This window comes from Butyricimonas faecihominis, from assembly GCF_033096445.1.
Classification (GTDB): Bacteria; Bacteroidota; Bacteroidia; order Bacteroidales; family Marinifilaceae; genus Butyricimonas; species Butyricimonas faecihominis.
In genome coordinates, this window is sequence record NZ_AP028155.1 from 4,061,360 (window position 1) to 4,082,762 (window position 21,403).

A 21,403-nucleotide genomic window follows, 5' to 3' on the forward strand; every position below is an offset into this window, starting at 1 on the left:
TCGGGGTACTCCCTCTATAAACAGAGGGAGAGTTGAAATACTCCCTGTCTTCGGGAAGAGTCGCCAGCTCCTCCTCTGTTTATAGAGGAGGTGGCACGAAGTGACGGAGGAGTTTTTCGAGGATAAAATACCTTTTGACACAACCTCTTTTTTGTTTGTCGTGTATTTGAGATTTTTGTAATTGGCAGTGAGAAAAAGAAAAGTCTTGTTATTACTTCTTCTTCAATTGTTCTTCCAACAGGGCGACTTTTTCCTGTTCGGCTTTGACTAACCGTTCGTAAAGTTCTACAATTTTGTCTATTGGATTGAACGTGTATTGACAATTTTGAGAAAAGAAGTGTTCGTTTTCGCTATTCGTAAACGTGTTAAAATAGTTAATAGTTGCTTCTTCGCTCATCGTTTTCAGGGCCTCCGTGGAAACGTGCAATATTTTTGCAATCTTATCAAGCATTTCGTCTTCAATTTGTTCTTTTTGTTCTAATTTTGAAAATGCTTGTTGTGTCATGTTTAACTCGGCCGCAAGGGTTTCTTGTTTAATCCCTAGCATATCGCGAATGCGTTTTATACTGTGTCCATGGTGTGTTTTGCTCATAGGTATAGTCTCTGTACTCATAGTTGTTTTATATTCAGTTATACGGGCAAATATACGAAATAATTGTTTATTATGGGTTGTAAATTACACCATTTCGGGAGTTATTTACAAGGATTGATTGTAGTTTACCTGTAAATTCTCGACTTTATTTGCATGGGTGTTATAAATAATCGTTTAGAGGAAATGAAAATCTATCAGCGTCAATTGGAAGAATGTTACCGGAAACTGGAACAAGCCGAGCAAGTCGGGAAAACGAGAGAATTGCGAGTGAGCTTGGGAAAAGTGATTGATAAGATACAATTAATTAATACAATAGATGATTTGATTCATAAGAAATCGGAAGAAATGAGACGGTTAGTAGAGGAAGTCTCAGGGGATATTGATGATCTAGCGCGACGGCATCACATCTTTTGATATATTTCCCAACTGGCGATTTTTACATTTTGCCATGATGGATTCTACTGGGGGACGAGACGATTGGGCAGAGTGTGGTTGTAATTATCATGATTGACATGTATTCTCTTTCGCCTGCCATTCTATCAGTAGTTCATCTGCAAGATATTCATCGCTTAGACAATGCATATCGCCTATTCCTTCGCTTATCAAAGAATAGGTGTCTGAATTATAAAAGAAATCAAGGGCATCTTCGTATGATATATGAAGATGATCGGCAAACAGTTTAACTATTCGGGCGTATTTCATTTGTAGTATGGTCTTATCTGCTTGCATCTTCAATTCCTCCTATTGTTATTTCTGTTGCTTTGATAAAATGTAAATGATGAACTATTATTTTTTGATTTAAGATACATAATTGGTGATTGGGATATTCAAAAGATAATTTTCCCAATGCATCATCTTTGCTTATAGTACCAGCAAAATACAGGTCGATGGTGTTAAATACCTTGTCATTTGCTATCCCTCCTTCTACTAGATCAAAATGTTCCATTCCCATCCCCTTGCGGCATTTACCAACGTAATCTAACCACTCTTCGTTGTAACTACAGAACGTTTTAATTTTAAAATCACTCAACTCATCATCTAATAAATATTCGTTAATATAAGCTTTCTGCTTTTTAAGTAAAAAGCGCATGGCGTATTTCCGAGCTTGGTCATATAAAGACGTTAGGTAAAATCCTTTGCCAAAATCTAGATGATCGCGTGAGTGATATACATCTGCGAGTTCAATTATATATGGTGATGCGTGATACAGTTTCATGCTAACAATCCTTTTTCTTTCATATATTGAATAAGATCTTCTACGATGTATTCTTTACTGAACGTGTGAAGTACATCGTATCCTGGAATCAGATATTCTGTAAGGATTCCAGAAGAACGTAGTAGCCCGTATACTTTTCCGGCACTCATCTTTAATGTGTCCGCAAGGTTGCCCACGCAAAAAGTTATAAAACTCAATATTTCAAGATTCATATTTTTTTCACTGATTGTTATTGCAAAAATAACACTATTTCTCCGTAATTCAATCGATTCTTATTGTTTTATATTCGTTTGTATCTTAGACTTTTCGTACCGACTTTTTCAGCAAATATTGGATTGGGATTCTTTAAGCGGTCGGTCGATTCTCCATGATATAATCCCGGTAAGGGATCGCGGGTGTATTTCGAGTAGGTTGAAGGGTACTCTCGTTAAATTTTCATGCATGGATCAAGCCAAGATGAAAGACAATTGATCCTCTCCGTCCCGTTGACTTCCCGTTGATTTCCCGTTGACTTCCCATTGACTAATTAACGAGATACCGGTGCAAGTGTACTGGGATTCCTTGTTGTCCCCGAGTCATTGCACTAAAAACTGATCACTTTCATCGTCGTCCCCTATCGCTTGTAATGGTGGCGGAAGATTAACGATTCTATCTTTTTTATTGTAACTTTGCAAGATCATTTTCAATTTTGCATTTTCAATTTTCAATTAAAACATGATACAGATAGGGGATACGATTATAAGTCTGGATATTTTCGAGAAGAAATTTTGTTGTGATTTGGCAGTTTGTAAAGGAATATGTTGCGTGGACGGGGACTCGGGGGCGCCTTTGGAAGAAGGGGAGGCGGAACAGATCCGGGAAAATTACGAGAAGATTAAACCTTACATGAAACCCGAGGGAATTGCTGCCGTGGAGGAACAGGGCTTTTCAGTGATCGACATCGAGGGCGACACGGTTACCCCGTTAATCGATGGACGGGAGTGTGCGTATATTATCGAGGAGAACGGGTGTTCGTGGTGTGCCATTGAAAAAGCGTGGAGCCGGGGAGAGAGTTCTTTCCGTAAACCTATATCTTGCCACATGTACCCGATCCGGGTGAAACAATACCAGAATTACGAGGCGATGAATTATGACCAGTGGACGATTTGTGCTTGCGCCCGCTTAAAGGGTGAGCAAGAGGGGATTCCGGTGTACGTGTTTTTGAAAGATGCTCTCATTCGCAAATACGGGGAGGAGTGGTACGAGCAATTATGCTACGCCGCACGGGAGATCGAGACGGGAAAAATCAAGTTCGGACGCTAATTTTTTTGGGACTTTTCTTTGCGGAAAAAGAAAGTTATTCTATCTTTGCAGCGCAAAAGCAAAATGGTGGATGTAGCTCAGTCGGTTAGAGCGTCGGATTGTGGTTCCGAAGGTCGTCGGTTCGAGACCGATCTTCCACCCGCGGAGACGGAGAATTGAAATTCAGTTCTCCGTTTTTTTATTTCTTTCCGGTTGGGAAGAATGGAAATTCAGATGAAGATCAAGTGGCCTCTTGTAATATAACACGGTGAAATCCCGTTGTGTTTTCGATGAAGACAGGGAACACCTTCGCTTCATCTTCGGTACACCTTCGCTACTCCCTCGCTCACGGGCGTCAGTGTGGCGAAAGTGTTCCGAGAACGTGCCGGGGAAGAATATTGACTTGAATGTTATTTCAACGGGATTTCACCCGTTTTTCACTTGAACAGGGGAATGCCTGCCCTCCGTGTTCCTATCCTTGAGCCTCCTCCGTCTTTTCGTGAGAGTCCCTAGTATTTTTATTGATAGTTCATTGAGACCACGAAGCATTCATCCTGCATTCATCTTGCATTCATCCTTGATAAATAAGATATTTTCATCGTTTTTGCTTGGATGCTCCTTCTATTGGGATGTATATTTGTGCTAAGAATTGTTATGGTTGAAAGAAAGGGGAGGATAGGAAAGGGCTAGAGAAAGCCAATCGAATTCCTAGATGTTATATCTTCTTTGGATAAAGGGTATATTCATGGTAATATTCCGGTAAAATTTTCAACTGTACTTGAAAATTCTTGTGTTTGTAGGAAAATATTCGGTTATGATTGAATATATATTCTTGTGGTGTTTTTTTGCAAGGACGAGAATTATGTCTATTTTTACACAATCGTTGACGAAACGGTGTAATTGAATATAAATCATTAATAATTAGAATAAATTACATGGCAACAGAGAAATTTTTGTGGAGACACATAGGGCCACGTCCGGAGGATATTGAAAATATGCTCAAAGTGGTTGGTGTTAGTTCACTTGACGAGTTGATCGAGCAAACCGTGCCGGAGTCTATCCGTTTGAAAAAACCGTTGGATTTGCCGGCTCCTCTAACCGAGTTCGAGTTTATCTCCCGGATGAAGGCGGTAGCTTCAAAAAATAAATTATACAGAACCTTTATCGGTCAAGGATATTATGACACGATTACCCCTGCCGTGATCCAACGGAATATTTTGGAGAACCCGGCTTGGTACACGTCATACACTCCCTATCAGGCTGAAGTTTCACAAGGGCGTTTGGAGGCTTTACTGAATTTCCAAACGATGGTGGTGGAACTTACCGGAATGGAAATTTCTAACTGTTCGCTGCTTGACGAGGCCACGGCTGCTGCAGAATCAATGACGATGATGTACGGTCTGCGCGGTAAAGAGATGAAAAAAGCGGGTGCCAACAAATTGTTTGTTGACAACCAGATTTTCCCGCAGACAAAGGACGTGTTGATCACCCGTTCTGCCCCGCAAGGAATTGAGTTGGTTTATGGTGATTATGACACGTTTGAATTTACCCCGGATGTATTCGGTGCTATTATCCAGTACCCGGCTGCTAACGGTGAGGTCCGTGATTACAAGGCTTTTGCTGATCGTGTACATGCGAACGGTGCTTTGTTGTCGGTAGTGGCTGACATGATGAGTCTCGTGTTGCTGACTCCTCCGGGAGAATGGGGTGCTGACGTGGTTGTGGGAACAACGCAACGTTTCGGTATCCCGATGTCTTACGGTGGACCTCATGCTGCTTACATGGCAACGAGAGAGGAATACAAACGTAACATCGTGGGACGTATTATCGGTGTGACGATTGATGCACAGGGAAATCATGCATTGCGTTTGGCTTTGCAGACCCGTGAACAACATATCAAACGGGAGAAAGCTTCTTCCAATATCTGTACTGCCAAGGCTTTGAATGCCACGATGGCCGGATTCTATGCCGCTTATCACGGTCGGGAAGGATTGGAAAGAATTGCCCGTCACATTCACTCTGCAGCCGTGATTTTGGCCGAAGAAATCCAGAAATTAGGCTACAAGCTGAAAGTGGATAAATTCTTTGACACGTTGCGTTTCGAGTTGCCGGAGGGAGTTTCTCAAGCTGCCGTTCGTGACGCTGCCTTGGAACAGGAAATCAACTTGTTCTATTGCAACTGCGGTTGTGGTAAAGTAGTTGGTTTGTCAACTGACGAGAAGATCAACGAGAAAGAAATTAACACGTTAATCGGTATTTTCGCCAAGGCTGCCGGAAAGACTGCCGATCACGTGGAATTCCTTGACGATCGCACGGTGCTTGACCCGACGATGTTGCGTGACGACGAGATTCTGCAACAATCCGTGTTCAACATCTATCACTCCGAGACCGGAATGATGCGTTACATGAAGAATCTGGAGAGAAGAGATATTTCTTTGGCTACTTCCATGATTTCTTTGGGATCTTGTACGATGAAATTGAATGCTGCTGTTGAGATGTTGCCGATCACGTGGCCGGAACTGGGTGCTATCCACCCGTTTGCCCCGATGTCTCAGGCGGAAGGTTATCAGCAAATGATCCGGGAAACCGAAGAAATGCTGTGCAAGGTGACCGGATTTGCCGGATGCAGTTTGATGCCGAATTCCGGTGCTGCCGGAGAGTATTCCGCTTTGATGGTGATCCGTCAATATCATATCTCTCGCGGAGAGGGTCATCGTAACGTGATCCTGATCCCGGCTTCCGCTCATGGTACGAACCCGGCTTCCAGTACGATGGCAGGTTTCAAGATTCTTGTTACCGCTACTGACCCGGAAGGAAATATCGACGTGGAAGATTTCCGCAAGAAAGCTATCGAAAACCGGGATAATTTGATCGGTGCGATGATCACGTACCCCTCAACTCACGGTATTTTCGAGGAATCAATCAAGGAATTGTGCAAGATTGTTCACGAGAATGGCGGACAAGTATTCATGGATGGTGCCAACATGAACGGGCAGTGTGGTTTGACCAGCCCGGGAGAGATCGGTGCTGACGCTTGTCACTTGAATTTGCACAAGACATTTGCTATGCCTCACGGTGGTGGTGGTCCCGGTGTCGGCCCGATCTGCGTGGCTCCTCACTTGGTGAAATTCTTACCATCACACACGATGGTAAAGACCGGAGGCGAGGAAGGTATTCACGCTGTGGCTGCCGCTCCTTACGGTTCAGTTGGAATGTTACCTGTAACTTACGGTTACTTGTTAATGTTGGGTGGCGAAGGTTTGGCTATGGTGACCAAGATGGCGATTTTGAACGCGAACTATCTGGCTTCATCTTTCGAGAAATTAGGATTCAAGATTCTGTTCAAGGGATCGAAAGGTCGTGTAGGTCACGAGATGATCTGGGATTGCAACATGTTCAATAAAGAATACGGAATTTCTGAGTTGGATATTGCCAAACGTTTGATGGACTTCGGTTTCCACGCTCCTACCTTGTCATTCCCCGTTCACGGGACCTTGATGGTTGAGCCGACGGAGAGCGAGCCGAAAGAAGAGTTGGATCGTTTCATCGAGGCGTTGAAGACTATCCGCGAGGAAATGATCGAGGTGGGTGAAGGTAAAGCCGACAAGACGGACAACGTTTTGAAGAATGCACCTCACACGCATAAAGTGTTGACGGCTGACGAGTGGTCTCACGCTTACCTGCGTAGCAAGGCGGCTTACCCGCTTGCATGGGTGGCTGAGAACAAATTCTGGCCGCAAGTAGGTCGTGTGGATGATGGTTATGGTGATCGTAACCTGATGTGTACCTGCGATCCGCTTGAGTCATACACGGATGAGAAATAAATTCTTTTAAATTATAGGGAAAGCGTTTCATGTTGAGGTTGAAACGCTTTCCTCTTCTTATTTTCCATGGAGGAAAGCATGTTAGATCAAGATGTTTTGTTGGATTTGTTGGCACGTAAGGATAACCGGGCTTATCAATATTTGTATCAATGCTACTACGTGGCGTTGAAGGCTTTGGCAAATTATTACGTGAAGGATAATGATGTGGCGGAAGATTTGGTGCAAGACGTGTTTATTTCTTTGTTGGAAAGTGACTACAAGTTCAAGACGGAGAATGACATCAAGTATTTTTTATACAGTTCTCTGAAAAATAGATGTATTAGTCATTCCAGAAAACAGAAAGTCCGGGATAAATATTACCGGGATGTTTTGTCCTCGCAAAATGAAGAGGAACATTTTTGGGATAAGGTGCTGGAAGAGGATGTTTATGCCCGGTTGATGGCAGCTATCGAGACTCTGCCGCCTCAGTGTAAATTAGTAATGATGATGACCCTAGATGGGTTGAAAGCGTCGGAGATTGCCGAACGTTTGCATATTTCCGTGGATACCGTGAAGGATCATAAAAGTAACGGGAAGAAAAAGTTGACCGCCCAGTTGAAAGATGCAGAGTTGCTCTGTTTGATTGGATTCCTTTGGTTGTAATACTCATCACGGAAGTGCTATTTTTTCAGGTGTAAAATTTTTTTTTAAGAGACACCCCCCTTTTGGGAGGTCGTGCGTTTTATTTATAGAACTGGGAATGAAATAGGTTTAAACGTTCCTTTATTAAGAGCATAAAGGTGGTTTAATAACGAGAAATCTATTAAATCATTTTAATTGGAAAAACGCTGATTACAAACGCCTTAAAGAAGAGCAAAATTCCAACGTGAAAAAGGGAAATCTAAATATTTAAAATATCAATAATGGAACGTTTAATGCGATTTTATAAATTGTATACTGATGAACGATAAAGAAATGTTATTCAAAATATCCTTGTTGATTTCCAAGAGTTTATCTGGGAATATCACGAAAGAGGAACAAGCCGAATTAGATTCGTGGCGGGAAGAATCCGAATATAACAAGAAGTTGTTCGAGCAAATTTGTTCGGAGACGGTAATGCGTGAAAAACTTGCTCAATATAAGAGTGCGAACGTGCAGACTGCGTTTGATACCTTTGTTAAAAGAAGAGAGAAACTACATTCTCGTCAACGCTGGATAGGAAAGTTATCCCGTTACGCGGCTATTTTTATCGTACCCGTGTTGGCCGTGGTGTTTTATTATAGCCAGAGAGAGAACGTTGAAATAACTGAAGAACCACAATCCAAGAGTGGGGTGGTTACGGTTCAGAGAAATTTGCCGGTGCTGACGCTTTCTAACGGGAAAGAAATGGTCTTGTATAATCAGGAGTTACTGTTGGAAGAAGAGAACGGGGTAAGAATTTCGGTGAATGAAGAGGGACGTATGCAATATGACCGGGCGGATTCCGTGGGAACGGAAATAGTATATAACACGTTAACAACGCCTTCGCGGTGTGATTTTACGTTCACTTTGGCAGATGGAACAAAGGTGTGGATGAATGCTAAATCTTCTTTACGCTATCCGGTTGCTTTTCAGGGAAAAGAACGGGTGGTTTACGCGGAGGGAGAGATATTTCTGGAAGTGGCCCGGGATGAAAAACATCCGTTTTTCGTGATGCTTAACGGGATGAAAGTGGAGGTGCTGGGAACTTCCTTTAACGTGAATTCCTACGCGGATGAGAATTACACGGAGGTGACACTGGTGGAAGGACACGTGGCGGCTTACGTGGACGACAAGAGCTACGATCTATTACCAAGCCGACAATTACGCTGGGATAAAGAGAGTGAATCCGTGGATATAAGAACCGTGAATGTTAATGATTATATCGCTTGGAAGAAAGGGCAATATGTATTTAAGGGGCGGTCTTTGGAAGAGGTGGCTAAAGTATTGGAGCGCTGGTATGATATGGAGATTATTTTCGAGAATGAAAAAAGCAAGAAAACTGTTTACACGGGGGTAATTAATAAAGAGGAAAATTTTGATGCTTTTGTTTTGCGATTGAGAGAGACGTCATCTTTATCGTGTAGAATGGAAAGCAATAGATTATATATCAGGTAATTTTAATCGTAAAGGAAAATTGTATGAAAAAAATTTTAGTATTAGGCTGTTTATTGATGTCATTTGTCGGGCTTTTCGGGCAAAATGAAGTCTCAAAAGAGACGAAAGATTGTACGATACAAGGTGTGTTAGATGGTATTTATAAAGGAACGAAGGTTTATTTGGTTGAAGAAGAGGAAATAAATGGAGCCTCCAAGGTTATTGATAGTTGTGATGTCAAGGATAATCGTTATACGTTTGTTATAAAGAATGTGACTGTTCCGCGAATGTATTTTGTGAAAAGTGGCGATCCGAACTGTTTGAGCCCGATTACCCCAATTTGGGTAGAGCCGGGGAATGTAAAAGTTCGGGCTAATTCGGAGTTTTTTTTGAATTGTACTGTTACCGGAACGGTTAATAACGAGATTTTTAGTGCTTATAATGCAGAGATGAAGCATTTCGTGGATAGTATGTTGCGTTCGGCTAATATAGATCTGTTGTTGAATAGAAATCAGTCGGAAAAGGAAAAGGATAGGGATTTTAAAGCTCGTACGAAACAACATGGTAGTAGAGCTTTGCATTTGCAGGAAGAGTTAGTTCGTAGGTATTATGATCAGGCAATAGCCCCGTTTATGATCTTTTGGGAGATGAAAGCGAATGTTACTCTCGATGAATTAAAAGAATTACGTGCAGTGGTTTCCCCGAGCCTGAACGAACATCCTTACACGAAGCAATTGGATGAATATATTCGTTTAGCTGAATTTAAGGTGGGAAGTGATGTGCCGGATTTCGAATTACCGGATAAGGATGGAAAAACGTTTAAATTGAGTAGTTTGAGAGGTAAGTACGTGTTGATAGATTTTTGGGCGTCTTGGTGTGGTCCGTGTATGCGGGAAATGCCTAACGTGGTGAAACTGTACAAAGAGTGTAAAGGGAAGAATTTCGAGATCGTGGGTGTTTCTTTGGACCAGAAACGTGATGCATGGTTGAATGCGGTGGAGAAGAACAAGATGAAATGGATTCAGGTGAGTGACTTGAAGTCTTGGGCAACCGCTCCCGTGAAATTGTGTAATGTGTCGGCAGTCCCTTATACGGTTCTGATTGATCCTCAGGGTAAAGTGATTGCCTTGGAGTTGAGAGGTGAGGAGTTAATCAGTAAGGTGAAGGAAGTTTTGAACAAAAAATAACAGGAATACATGAAATATATATTTTTGATTATAGGATTAATGGGTATTCTTGCTTTTCCGGCAGAGGCCAAAGAACGCGCTACCGTGATCAGTGCGGAGATTTACGGGTATGTGCGGGATCAAGTGTATTTTGATTTCCTTGAGAAAGAGGGAATTAATATGGAATTCCCGTATAAGGAGGGGCAGGTGATCGAGTTTACCGTGGACTTGGACGATGTGACCACGTTGGTGTTGAATACATTTATCGAGATGTATTTACAGCCGGGGGATTCTATCCATGTGAAACTGACTTACGATGGAAAACGTTACGAGTCGGTGGAGTTCTCCGGAACCCCGGCAGCGGTCGCTATCTGTTCCGCTATAAATAAAAAGGAGATGTTGCAGCGGGAACGTCGTTATAAAACTAATATCCCGGCCATGCTGGTGACTCGGACTGATGCGAAGAAGTTTCACGCGGCAACGGTACAGGAGGTGAAGGATGAGGAGAAGATTATAAATGAGGTAAAAGATCAGATTGATCCTCGGGTGTATAATATGGCGATGGCGCAAATTGAAGGGACCTTGTTGACGAATCTGATTTCCTATCCTTACGCGAGTGCGGATTTTCACAAGAAAAAATTGGAGGATTGTCTGGCCGAGGACTATTGGACGGCTTTGGATGATTACAAGCTCCGGACGGATGAAGCTTCGCTGAGGAATCGGGTGTATATGGCTTTTCTCTTGCCTTACAAAGATTATATGCGTCGTAAAGAGGCTCATGATCAAGGGAAGGACTATCAGCCGTTGACTTCCTTGGAAGATCAATATAAGGATATGGCTGCTTTTTACAAGGGGTCTTTGCAGGATGCGGCATTATTCGTGCTTTTGTACAATTCAATCACATCCAATGGAGATTTTAACGTGATCGAGAAACTGGTAAAAGATTATTTGAAAAAGTATAATAAGAATAAGGAATACAAGAAGATTTTGAATCAAGTGATGCAGTAAATTAAAAGGGGAAATGTATTGCAGTACATTTTCCCCACTCTGAATTTTAATTTAATTTCTCTAAATTAAAAGCAATACAAAATTATGCAAAAAAAGAAGTGTCTATGTAGAGATTTAATTATTAAATCGATTTGTTGTGTTTTTTTATATGCTTTACTGCCAATTTCGTCTGTTTTGGGGCAGGAACAGGACTATAAAAAAACGAGGGTAACGCTGAATGTGAAGGATATGAAATTGAACGACGTGCTTGATACGCTGGCATCAGTAGCTAAAGTACGGTTCTTTTATAATCATTCACAAATAGATGTTAATAAGAAAGTGTCTTTGGATGTGAAGGATAGCGAGTTGGATTATGTGTTGATGTTAGCCTTGGGGGATCAACCCGTGTCCGTGGAGTACCAGATGAATCGTGTCGTGGTTTTGAAGTACCAAAAACCGACACAGGGAGTAACTATTTATAAGATTAACGGGACTGTTATTGATGCGTCCACGAAAGAACCTCTTCCGGGAGCGAGTATTATCCTGAAAGAGAATAAGGGGATGGGAGTGGTGACGGATTTTGACGGGAAGTTTTTTATCGAGGTGCCTCAGGGAACATCTGCCTTGTTGATTTCATTCGTCGGCTACGAGGAAGAAACGCTCACGGTGACCGGGGATGTGAAAGATCTGGAGATCAAGTTGACGGCGAAAACCACGGAGATCGAAGACGTGGTGGTGACGGGTATGGCACCTCGTAAGGTGGAAAGTTTCTCGGGAGGTTATGTTTCCGTGAAAGGGAGCGAGTTGAAGAAGATAAGCCCGAATAATCTGTTGAAGGCTTTACAGGTTTTTGATCCGAGTTTCCGTATCGTGGAAAATAATAATGCCGGTTCGAACCCGAATGCCATGCCGGAATTCCGCTTGCGGGGTGATGTGCAGCTAGGAAATGGCGGGGTGGATGCCAATAGCATGGAGATGATGATGGGGGATTATTCTCAACGCCCGAATATGCCGCTTTTCGTGTTGGATGGGTTTGAAACCACCTTGCAACGGATTGTTGACTTGGACCCGGAACGTGTGGAATCCATTACTATTTTGAAGGATGCTGCAGCAACGGCAATTTACGGTTCGAAAGCCTCTAACGGGGTGCTTGTCGTGGAAACGAAGAAACCCCTTCCGGGAGCGTTGAATATTTCATATAGTATGAATATGGGTATTTCCGTGCCTGATTTGTCGGATTATAATTTGATGGATGCGGAAGAGAAGTTGGAATACGAGCGGATGGCCGGGGTATTCAGCACGACAAGCCAGTTGAACTATTACAATAAATATAAAGAAGAAATTTTAAGAGGGGTTGACACGTACTGGTTGTCAGAGCCTTTGCGGACGGCCGTCACTCACCGCCACACGTTGACAATGGAAGGTGGAGATGAGGCGTTAAGATATAACTTGGGAATAAATTATTCAAGAGAACCGGGAGTGATGAAGGAATCCGGGCGTAACAGCATGGGTTTGAATCTATCTCTTCAATACCGTCGGAAAAAATGGAATATCCAGAATCAATTGAGCCTGTCGAACGTGAGAGGGGATAATTCTCCCTACGGTTCTTTCAGTCAATACACGAAATTAAACCCGTATTACCGGAAAACGGATGAGAACGGTCGTTATACCAGTCTTCTGGACCGGAAGAAGTTACCGGGTGAAGGGGGAGGAACGGTGGATATTGTGAACCCGTTGTATAATTTGTTGTGGAAATATAAGGATTTCACGGAGAATTTTAGTGTCGTGGATAATTTTAATATCGAGTGTGCGGTTCTGGAAAATCTCCGGGTGTCAGCGGGAGCGTCCATCACGAAAGGTACTTCCCGGATGGAGGTTTTCAAATCCATGAATCATACGGATTTCTTGCCAGAGACAGATTTGACCAGAAAAGGGTCATACAGCAAGAGTACAGGGGATAATGTTTCTTGGAGCGTGAATGCTTCTGTAAGTTATAACTACACGAAGGATAAGCATTTGTTAAGTTTGTTCGGACGTTGGAACGTGGATGAGAACAAGAATAATAGTGTAGACTTGTCGGCTATGGGTTTTCCGAATGATAATATGGATGACTTTTTGTTTGCTTACGAGATGGAAGACCGGGTGAGCGGGTCTGAATCGACTTCCCGGACGGTCGGAATTATCGGGCAGCTTAGTTATATGTATGATATGCGTTTCTCGGTAGACTTTAGTATTCGTGGGGATCTTTCCTCGCAATTCGGGGCGAACACGGGTATGGCTCCTTTCTGGGCAGTTGGGGCTCGTTGGAATGTACACCGGGAAAAATGGTTGCAAAATACCTTCATCTCAAACTTGGTGTTACGCGGATCATACGGTATCACGGGATCACAAAGTTATTCCCCTTACCAGGCGAAAGAGACTTACACGTACGATGATTTGTTGTTCCCCTATCCGTCTTCGGATATATTGGGAGCGCAGTTGAAAGGTATGGGTAACCCGGATTTGGGATGGTCCACGACGAAGAATCGTAGTTTTGCGATGGAACTTGGACTATGGAATAGTCGGGTAAATGCTTCCTTCTCGTATTACAATAATTACACGGATGAGTTGCTGTTGGATTATAATATGGCTCCTTCTACCGGATTTGCGAGCAAAACCATGAACGTGGGAGCTGTTGAAAACGAGGGATATGATATTTCGTTAAGCGTGATGCCTATTCAGGATTACGAAAGACAGATTCAATGGAGTATTTCAATGAACGGTTCGCATAATCGTAACGTGATCAAGAAGATTTCGAACGAGATGAAGGCTATGAATCAGAAAAATCTGGAGAAAAAGAACGGGAGTCCGGAAGCTATTTACGAGGAAGGGAAATCTACCACCCAGTTGTTCGTGGTTCCTTCCTTGGGAATTGATCCGGCCACGGGGCAAGAAGTATTCTTAACCCGCAACGGGGAGAAAACCTATATCTGGGATCCGCTGGATAAAGTGGCCATCGGTGACACGGAACCGAAATTGAGAGGTTCTATTTCTTCCGCATTTACGTATAAGAATTGGAGTGTTTCTCTGGCTTGTTCGTACGAGTTGGGTGCATGGTGGTATAACCAGACGCTGGTGGATAAAATAGAAAATTCAAGTGCTGCTTATAACTTGGATCGCCGGGCGTTGTCACACCGTTGGAGTGAGAATAACCGGAATGCCCGTTATAAAGCGATAACGATGACGAACCAAGATACGGGAATGAGCAGCCGTTTCGCTCAGAAACGGAATGAATTGTCGTTTACGTCTTTGGCAATCGGTTATCGTTTTGACCCGAAGAATTTTAAATTCTTGCAAGCGTGCCGGATTGCCAGTATGTCGCTGAACGCTACGATGGAGGAACTAGGTAGAATTTCATCGATCAGAACGGAAAGGGGATTGGATTACCCGTTTGCCAGAACGTTCAACGTGTCGTTGTCGGTATTGTTTAATTAAAATGAGGAGGAGTACGAGATGAAAAACTTATTATTATCAGCAATTTGCATCGTTTCGTTGTTCTTGTCTTCCTGTCAGAATTGGATTGATGTGAATCCGAAAACGGATATTGAGGCCGAAGAGTTCTTTACTTCAGAGGACGGGTTCAAGAGTGCGTTGACCGGGTTATATAGCATGATGGTACTGGAAAAGTCATACGGGAGACAGATGACGTTTGATTTCGTGGAGAAATTGGTTCAACGATATGATAATTACCCGGCAGGAACCGTGACGGATGAGGAACGGGCTGCTATCTATAAATATGGTGAAACGACAAGTTCTAAAAATGCGATTGCCGAGATCTGGTTGAAGTTATATAACGAGATCGCAAATATCAATAATTTCCTGCAATACCTTGAGACAAACGGAGATGTGATCGTGACGGAGGGGTATCGTGATCTGATGAAGGGGGAGGCTCTTGGCTTACGTGCGTTTCATTATTTTGATCTGTTGCGTTTGTGGGGACCGATTTATTCCCAGGATTCGACAAAAGCGTGTATTCCTTACCGGGAGCAATTTAATTCGGAAAGCGCACCCTTGATGGCAGCTAACGAGGTGATGAAACGTATTGTTGCCGATTTGAAAGCTGCCGAGGAATTGTTGAAGAATGATCCGATGAATTATGAGAATGTTACAGACGAGCCTTTCATCGGTTATCGCAAGCATCGTATGAACAAGTATGCCGTTAAGGCTATGTTGGCCCGCGTATATTTGTACATGGGAAATAAGACGCAGGCAGCGAACTATGCCCGGGAGGTAATTAATGATTCCGGGTTGCGGCTTGTACGTGATAACCGGGAAGACGTGTCTTCGTACGGGGAGACTATTTTCGGACTTTCCATGTATAATATGGAAGAAAAGTTAGCGGCTTATTGGAAAGATGCCACGACTTTCGACACGCAGTATTATATTTCTCGAACCAATATTTCATCCGTGTTTGAAACCAATTCGGGCATTGGGTTGAATGATATGCGTTATCGTTCGAATTATGGCTTTATTCATACTTCTGCTAATCTTTTTCTTTGTCGCAAATATTTAGGTGCCAGCGGAATGTATGGAGAGAAAATCCCGTTGATCCGTTTGGCAGAAATGTACTATATACTGGCAGAATCGGTTGCTTTGTCTGAATGTGGACAATATATTAACGCGGTGAAGAACGCCAGGGGTATTTCCAGGGCATACGATGTTGGTACGGATGTGACCGAGGAACAACGTTTGGAAGAATTGAACAAGGAGTATCAAAAGGAATTCTTTGCTGAAGGGCAGTATTTCTACTTCTTGAAGAGGCATAACATGAAAACCTTCTACCGTTGTCCCGTGGAGAATTTTTCAGCTTACGTGCTTCCGGTTCCGGATGATGAGAAAACGTATGGTGAGGCTGAGTAATCATTTAAACGCAAAGTATAGAATATGAGAAATATATATGTTATTATAAGTGTTTTGTTATTCTCTTTAGCGGCGTGTCAGGAAAAGGAGATTCCCGGCTACTCGATAGAACGGGATGGTTTGCAATTCGATTATGACACGAATGAAATGAGAGTGACGGTTGATTTTATGCAGGAGTATAGAATTGATACGATCTGGTATTCCGGAGTCCCGGGCGAGGGATCTTATTACACGTTAAGATGGTACACCGGTGATTCCTTACTGAAAAAGAAAATTCAGTTGAATTTATCCATGATGGGGCATGCCGTGGATTATGACCGGGAATTCCGGTTGAAGGCGGTGGTGGCGGAAGGTACGGATGAAGTGGCAAAAACTTTCTTGGAGTTTGAGCCTTCGTACGTGTTCCGTGCCGGGCAATTGAAAGACACGGTGGAAGTGTACGTGTTGAATCCGGGTGCTAGGGTGAATTACACGATCGGGATTGTTTTAGATACGGAGAATTCCGACCCTTCATTGGAATTGGGAGCAATGGAAAAGAATGAATATCAAGTGCTGTTAAGTAATCGTTATCCGCAGCCGTCTCAATGGGATGCGAGTGTCGTCGGGGAGTTTAGCGAGGACAAGTATGCGTTCATGGTGACCATTTTGGGAAAATTGTATGATCAGTATGCTGATTGGAGTACTGATCTTGCCACGTTGTCAGAGGCTTTGAACAAATACAATGCTTCACATCCCGGTGAAGAGAAAGATTTTACATTCCCGGAACCTCCGGCTCCTGTTTGGTGGGGTACGTTTGAATACATAATCGGAGAATATTCTATGGCCAAGAATCAATTTATGCAGGAGGCTTTAGGGGATGATTATAACAATTTCGGTTATTGGGATATAAAAGATCCGGAAGGAATGAACCAACGTTTGCGGGATGCCTATGACGAATATAACGCTGAACACCCGGATGATCCGCTACCGTTCGAACAGTTCCCGGTTATATGAGAGAAAGATTATTCTATGATTCATAAAATAGAAAAACAATGAAAAGATTAATATTTATAGTCGGATTTGTCGCGTGGTTTCTTGTCGGATGTTATGATGATAAAGGAAATTACGACTACAAAGATATAAACACGATTGACGGGCTTACGTTTATGCCTACACCGATTACCGTGGAAGAAGGAAATACGTATCGATACGAGTATCGCCAGCCGGCACGGGAAGAATTGAAGGTGACTTATTCTCCGGTGTTTACCCAAAGTATGGTGGAAGGAGAGGATAACGTGGAGTATTTATGGACGGTGGGGTACAAGGATGGTTCTGAGAATGTTGTGGATAGCGTGTTCACGAAAGAATTGGAACTGACTTATCCTCCGAAGAAAACAACCAGATATAATGTTAAATTCCGGCTGAGTGATAAGAGGACGGGGGTTGATCATTATCGTGATTTTACCATGACTACGAAAGTGCCGTTCGTGAATGCGTGGTTTATCCTGAATGGCCCGGAAAACAACAGGAAGTTATCTACCGTAGAGGAACCGGATTCCACGAACCCGATTATCAGTTATGATGCTTATAAGGATCTGTGGAACAGGGAACGATTCCAAAAAGCGGAGGCTTTGTCGTACGTGGCTTTCCTGACTCATACGGATGGTCAGGATAAGTATGAAAATTTATATGTTATTCAGCGGGATTCTGTTGCTTTGATGTTGCCTTTCGTGTTGGAAGACCGGAAAGACTCCAGATCGTTATTTGCACCGGGAGCTAACCCGAATAATTTGGTTTATAGTGAATCCCATCCCTTAAGCCGTTATGCTATAGCCGTGGATGATAATGGTAAATTCTATCATTCGGGAATGAGTGGATATTATTTTTCCGGTTTGGCTGAAAACGACGTGCAGAATTACGTGATCGACAAGATTTATATGAGTCAAACGGGTTTTACCACGATTTGGGATAAAACGAATCGGAAATTTATGTCGTTTGATCCTGTCGAAAACCAGTGTTATAATGTTACGAGTTCCGACGGGAGTTACCCGCAAAATGCTGTTGAGTCAAATACGGTAGAGATCAGTGATTTTCCGGTTGAAGGCTTGTCCGAAGTTGTTGACGGGACGACTCAATTGATGGAGATTTTATGGTTGGGGCAAGGAGTTACTTCGGGGTCCGAAGAGACCGGAGCAACAGCTATTGGCGTGATGACGGATACCTGCTATATTTTTTATATAGAGGCTAGTGATAAGGGAAAATCAATGAGGGCCGAAGAGTCCCCGATCAAGGTGACGAGAGTGAATTTGGGAGAACTCGGGTTTGACCAGAATACTTGTTTTGCCACGTCTTCCGCTTATGCAGAACAATTCTTTTACACGAAAGAGAGTAAGGTGTTCTTATTTAATACCGTAAGTAAAGAATCGGTAGAATTGTATGATGCGGGCAACGTGATTACGAAGTTGAAGTTCAGGTCTGATGCTGATGCTAGTTTTCCGGATAATTCTTCCCCGTACCGTTGCTTGGGAATTGTCGTGAATGTGGCAGGTGCGGGTGAATTGCATGAGGTAATTTTGGACGAGGCGGGGGATTTCGTGACTTCACATACGTTTACCGGTTTCGGAGAGATAAAAGATTTGATTTTTACAACAGTAACGAGAGTGATTCAATAGATATGTATAAGTTATTTAGTCAATTGTTTATAATTGCTTTTTTCCTTTTCCCCGGATTGTCTTTCGGGGAAGGAAAGAAGTTTACGATTAACGGGAAAATACCGGAAATGCCGTCGGGCAGAATGATAGTGATTACCCAATTGGTGGACCGGGTGGATACGTTGGGACGAGGGGATATTCATGGCGGGAAGTTCGTGGTGGAAGGAGAAATGAATGAACCTTGCGTGGCGTTGATTTACGTGGAAGGATATGGCGGAGGCTTTGTTTTTATTTTGGATTCAGATGCTCCTTACGAGATGGAACTGTTCCAGTCCGGTAAAAGCGTAATTAAAGGAGGAAAATTACAGAGCGAGTTAATAACATATCAGGGAATCGTTGCTGAGGAAAACGAGAAGATTAAGGCTGCACGGGCAAAACTGGCGGAGGCTAGCGAGGCGAAACATTACCGTACTGCAAGTGAATTGCAGAAGAAGTTGGATCAAGTGATGGCAGATGCACAATCTCGTTTAGCTGAGGTCGTGGAGAGGAATAAAGATAACGTGTTTGCAGCTTACATCCAGACGGCTGGAATGGAACGTTTGGATTTGAATCGGTTGAAGGAGTGTTATGCGAGTTTGACGGATAAAGCAAAAGCAACAGGCCCCGGTAGGTTAGTGGCAGCTCGGATTCAGGCGTTGGAAGGGGTTGATGTAAATGCAGTTGCCCCGGATTTCACGCTACAAACACCGGAGGGGGAGGACGTTGCCTTGTATGGTGTGAAAGGGAAATTGAAGATCATTGATTTCTGGGCATCTTGGTGTGGGCCGTGTCGGATGGAGAACCCGAATATGGTGAAACTGTATGCTGAATTTAAAGATAAAGGTTTGTCCGTGATCAGTGTTTCCTTGGACGAGAAAAAGGATAAGTGGGTGGAGGCGATCAAGAAAGATGGGTTGACTTGGTTACATCTTTCTGATCTGAAAGGATGGCAGGGCGACGTGATAAAGAAATACAATATTGATGCTGTTCCGACGATCTTCGTGTTGGATGAAAATAATCGTATTATAGCTAAAAATCTGAGAGGAGAGAAATTGAAGGCTTTTGTCTCCGAACGATTGAAATAAGGTTTGTGTTTTAAAATGTAGAGGGAATCCGATAAGTGAAATTGGATTCCCTTTTTTGATTGTAAGAAGATGATGAACTTTAGACATGGACTCTTTTTTATATATTTGCAAATGTTTGTGTAAAATATATGAATTGTAAAAAAAATAGTCATGCGGAAAGTATTATTGAGTGTGATTCTTGTCGGATGGAGCATGTTATTATATGCCCAGTACGAGGGAATGGAATATTACCGAGAACAGGACCCGGCAGTACAAGCGAAATTAGAACAGTGGCAGGATTTGAAGTTTGGTTTTTTCGTGCATTGGGGACCTTATAGCCAGAAAGGGTATTGCGAGTCGTGGACGATTTGTTCGGAAGACGTGGATTGGATTCAACGGGACACGACGATTTCTTATGACGAGTATTACCGGAATTACGTGGGATTAAAGAAGACGTTTAACCCGGTGAAGTTTAACCCGGAATACTGGGCTGATCTGGCAAAAGAGGCCGGTATGAAGTATTTCGTGTTTACCACGAAACACCATGACGGGTTCTGTATGTGGGATACCCGGGAAACGGATTACAAGATTACTTCCGAGGAATGTCCTTTCCATACGGCTCCGAATGCGGATGTCGTGAAGGAGTTGTTTCGGGCCTTCGGGGAAAGAGATTTCATGATCGGGGCCTATTTTTCAAAGCCGGATTGGAATAGCCCTTATTATTGGTCGGATCGCTGGCAACATGGCGATCGTAACGTGAATTACAAGATCAAGGATCACCCGTGGATGTGGGAGAAATTCTGCGACTTTACTTATAATCAGGTGAAGGAATTGATGACCGGGTACGGGAATGTGGATATTATCTGGCTGGACGGGGGATGGGTGGCCCCGGAGAATCGGGGACAGGATATTAAAATGGATCGGATTGTCGATATGGCCCGGGGATATCAACCCGGCTTGATTGTCGTGGATCGTTGGGTTGGAGGGAAGTACGAGAACTACCGCACTCCGGAACAGAAGATTCCCGAGAAACCGTGGGATTACCCGTGGGAGACGTGTATGACGATGGCTAATCAATGGTCATATTTGCCGGGTGATAAGTATAAGTCTACCCGGGAATTGGTGCATTATCTCGTGGATATTGTCAGTAAGGGAGGAAATTTCTTGTTGAACGTGGGTGTGGATGGTAACGGGGAGATCCCGCCGGAAGGGATCAAGATCATGAAAGAGATAGGAGCTTGGATGAAGATTAACGGGGAGGCAATTTACGAGACCCGGCCGGTTGCTCCTTACAAGGAGGCGAAGATTTGTTACACGAAACATAAGAATAACGGAAAAGTGTACGCCATTTATTTGAATGATGAGGATGAACCGAATCCGCCTTCACAGATTATGTTGTACAGTATCAACCCGGCTAAAGGGGCTAAAATCTCGTTGTTGGGTTATAAAGGGAATTTGTCATATAAACGAGTTGGGAATGGGGTGTTGGTGACACTACCATCTTCTTTTGTGAAGAACCCGCCCTGTGGTTATGCGTGGAGTCTTTGCATTGATTAAATTGAAATCATGCAAAAAGAATCATTCTTTTTGCATGATTTCAATTTAACGTTA

General features: G+C 43.1%; 16 protein-coding genes and 1 tRNA gene. 14 read left to right on the plus strand and 3 right to left on the minus strand.

The features are described 5' to 3' along the window. Positions 1-211: 211 nt before the first annotated feature. Positions 212-613: a helix-turn-helix domain-containing protein gene (locus R8806_RS16815; RefSeq protein ID WP_087421479.1), complete on the minus strand. Its 402-nt coding sequence runs from the start codon at positions 611-613 to the stop codon at positions 212-214. 162 nt (positions 614-775) lie between these two features. Between R8806_RS16815 and R8806_RS16820 the strand changes: the two genes are divergently transcribed. Continuing rightward, positions 776-1,006, plus strand: a complete 231-nt coding sequence (locus R8806_RS16820) for a hypothetical protein (RefSeq protein ID WP_087421480.1) — start codon at positions 776-778, stop codon at positions 1,004-1,006. 301 nt (positions 1,007-1,307) lie between these two features. Here R8806_RS16820 and R8806_RS16830 read toward each other — a convergent pair whose 3' ends face one another. Together R8806_RS16830 and R8806_RS16835 are read right to left on the minus strand one after the other, a co-directional pair. Then, positions 1,308-1,808: a DUF3990 domain-containing protein gene (locus R8806_RS16830; protein ID WP_124316875.1), complete on the minus strand. Its 501-nt coding sequence runs from the start codon at positions 1,806-1,808 to the stop codon at positions 1,308-1,310. Continuing rightward, a complete protein-coding gene (locus R8806_RS16835; RefSeq protein WP_118303900.1) occupies positions 1,805-2,020 on the minus strand; it encodes a DUF3791 domain-containing protein in 216 nt (71 codons plus the stop codon). The genes R8806_RS16830 and R8806_RS16835 overlap by 4 nt, the downstream gene beginning before the upstream one ends. A 502-nt stretch (positions 2,021-2,522) precedes the next feature. On the opposite strand from R8806_RS16835, the gene R8806_RS16840 reads away from it, so the two are divergent. The 13 genes from R8806_RS16840 (at position 2,523) to R8806_RS16900 (ending at position 21,349) form a co-directional block, all read left to right on the plus strand. After that, positions 2,523-3,110, plus strand: a complete 588-nt coding sequence (locus tag R8806_RS16840) for a DUF3109 family protein (protein WP_124316876.1) — start codon at positions 2,523-2,525, stop codon at positions 3,108-3,110. Between the two features lie 65 nt (positions 3,111-3,175). Continuing rightward, a tRNA-His gene (locus R8806_RS16845) sits at positions 3,176-3,251 on the plus strand. Positions 3,252-4,024: 773 nt separating this feature from the next. Beyond that, complete coding sequence (gene gcvP, locus R8806_RS16850; RefSeq protein WP_124316877.1) at positions 4,025-6,913, plus strand: aminomethyl-transferring glycine dehydrogenase; 2,889 nt, start codon at positions 4,025-4,027, stop codon at positions 6,911-6,913. 78 nt (positions 6,914-6,991) lie between these two features. Beyond that, positions 6,992-7,555, plus strand: a complete 564-nt coding sequence (locus R8806_RS16855; RefSeq protein ID WP_229782982.1) for an RNA polymerase sigma-70 factor — start codon at positions 6,992-6,994, stop codon at positions 7,553-7,555. A 297-nt stretch (positions 7,556-7,852) separates the two neighbouring features. After that, positions 7,853-9,028 (plus strand): FecR family protein, encoded by a 1,176-nt coding sequence (locus tag R8806_RS16860; RefSeq protein WP_124316879.1) that lies wholly within the window; start codon positions 7,853-7,855, stop codon positions 9,026-9,028. A 23-nt stretch (positions 9,029-9,051) separates the two neighbouring features. After that, positions 9,052-10,194 (plus strand): TlpA disulfide reductase family protein, encoded by a 1,143-nt coding sequence (locus tag R8806_RS16865; protein ID WP_229782983.1) that lies wholly within the window; start codon positions 9,052-9,054, stop codon positions 10,192-10,194. Positions 10,195-10,203: 9 nt separating this feature from the next. Then, positions 10,204-11,181 carry a hypothetical protein gene (locus R8806_RS16870; protein ID WP_124316880.1) on the plus strand — a complete coding sequence of 326 codons (978 nt, stop codon included), beginning with the start codon at positions 10,204-10,206 and terminating at the stop codon, positions 11,179-11,181. A 174-nt stretch (positions 11,182-11,355) separates the two neighbouring features. Then, positions 11,356-14,634, plus strand: a complete 3,279-nt coding sequence (locus R8806_RS16875; protein WP_229782984.1) for a SusC/RagA family TonB-linked outer membrane protein — start codon at positions 11,356-11,358, stop codon at positions 14,632-14,634. Between the two features lie 18 nt (positions 14,635-14,652). Further along, the gene (locus R8806_RS16880; RefSeq protein ID WP_221230335.1) at positions 14,653-16,059 is read left to right on the plus strand and encodes a RagB/SusD family nutrient uptake outer membrane protein; all 1,407 of its coding nucleotides are present in this window, start codon (positions 14,653-14,655) and stop codon (positions 16,057-16,059) included. Positions 16,060-16,083: 24 nt separating this feature from the next. Next, complete coding sequence (locus tag R8806_RS16885) at positions 16,084-17,052, plus strand: DUF4843 domain-containing protein (RefSeq protein ID WP_124315693.1); 969 nt, start codon at positions 16,084-16,086, stop codon at positions 17,050-17,052. Between the two features lie 38 nt (positions 17,053-17,090). After that, positions 17,091-18,710, plus strand: a complete 1,620-nt coding sequence (locus tag R8806_RS16890) for a PKD-like family lipoprotein (RefSeq protein ID WP_151411792.1) — start codon at positions 17,091-17,093, stop codon at positions 18,708-18,710. A gap of 2 nt (positions 18,711-18,712) precedes the next feature. Then, positions 18,713-19,813, plus strand: a complete 1,101-nt coding sequence (locus R8806_RS16895) for a redoxin domain-containing protein (RefSeq protein WP_124315691.1) — start codon at positions 18,713-18,715, stop codon at positions 19,811-19,813. 150 nt (positions 19,814-19,963) lie between these two features. Beyond that, on the plus strand, positions 19,964-21,349 hold the full coding sequence (locus R8806_RS16900) for an alpha-L-fucosidase (RefSeq protein WP_124315690.1): 1,386 nt from the start codon (positions 19,964-19,966) through the stop codon (positions 21,347-21,349). The last annotated feature ends 54 nt before the right edge of the window (positions 21,350-21,403 follow it).

Bases quoted from the DNA above. Each gene is read 5' to 3' on its own strand.
- R8806_RS16870 (WP_124316880.1), top strand. From the start codon at position 10,204: ATGAAATATATATTTTTGATTATAGGATTAATGGGTATTCTTGCTTTT.
- R8806_RS16890 (WP_151411792.1), top strand. From the start codon at position 17,091: ATGAAAAGATTAATATTTATAGTCGGATTTGTCGCGTGGTTTCTTGTC.
- R8806_RS16860 (WP_124316879.1), top strand. From the start codon at position 7,853: ATGAACGATAAAGAAATGTTATTCAAAATATCCTTGTTGATTTCCAAG.
- R8806_RS16880 (WP_221230335.1), top strand. From the start codon at position 14,653: ATGAAAAACTTATTATTATCAGCAATTTGCATCGTTTCGTTGTTCTTG.
- R8806_RS16855 (WP_229782982.1), top strand. From the start codon at position 6,992: ATGTTAGATCAAGATGTTTTGTTGGATTTGTTGGCACGTAAGGATAAC.
- R8806_RS16865 (WP_229782983.1), top strand. From the start codon at position 9,052: ATGAAAAAAATTTTAGTATTAGGCTGTTTATTGATGTCATTTGTCGGG.
- R8806_RS16895 (WP_124315691.1), top strand. From the start codon at position 18,713: ATGTATAAGTTATTTAGTCAATTGTTTATAATTGCTTTTTTCCTTTTC.
- R8806_RS16900 (WP_124315690.1), top strand. From the start codon at position 19,964: ATGCGGAAAGTATTATTGAGTGTGATTCTTGTCGGATGGAGCATGTTA.
- R8806_RS16840 (WP_124316876.1), top strand. From the start codon at position 2,523: ATGATACAGATAGGGGATACGATTATAAGTCTGGATATTTTCGAGAAG.
- gcvP (WP_124316877.1), top strand. From the start codon at position 4,025: ATGGCAACAGAGAAATTTTTGTGGAGACACATAGGGCCACGTCCGGAG.
- R8806_RS16820 (WP_087421480.1), top strand. From the start codon at position 776: ATGAAAATCTATCAGCGTCAATTGGAAGAATGTTACCGGAAACTGGAA.
- R8806_RS16885 (WP_124315693.1), top strand. From the start codon at position 16,084: ATGAGAAATATATATGTTATTATAAGTGTTTTGTTATTCTCTTTAGCG.
- R8806_RS16815 (WP_087421479.1), bottom strand. From the start codon at position 613: ATGAGTACAGAGACTATACCTATGAGCAAAACACACCATGGACACAGT.
- R8806_RS16835 (WP_118303900.1), bottom strand. From the start codon at position 2,020: ATGAATCTTGAAATATTGAGTTTTATAACTTTTTGCGTGGGCAACCTT.
- R8806_RS16830 (WP_124316875.1), bottom strand. From the start codon at position 1,808: ATGAAACTGTATCACGCATCACCATATATAATTGAACTCGCAGATGTA.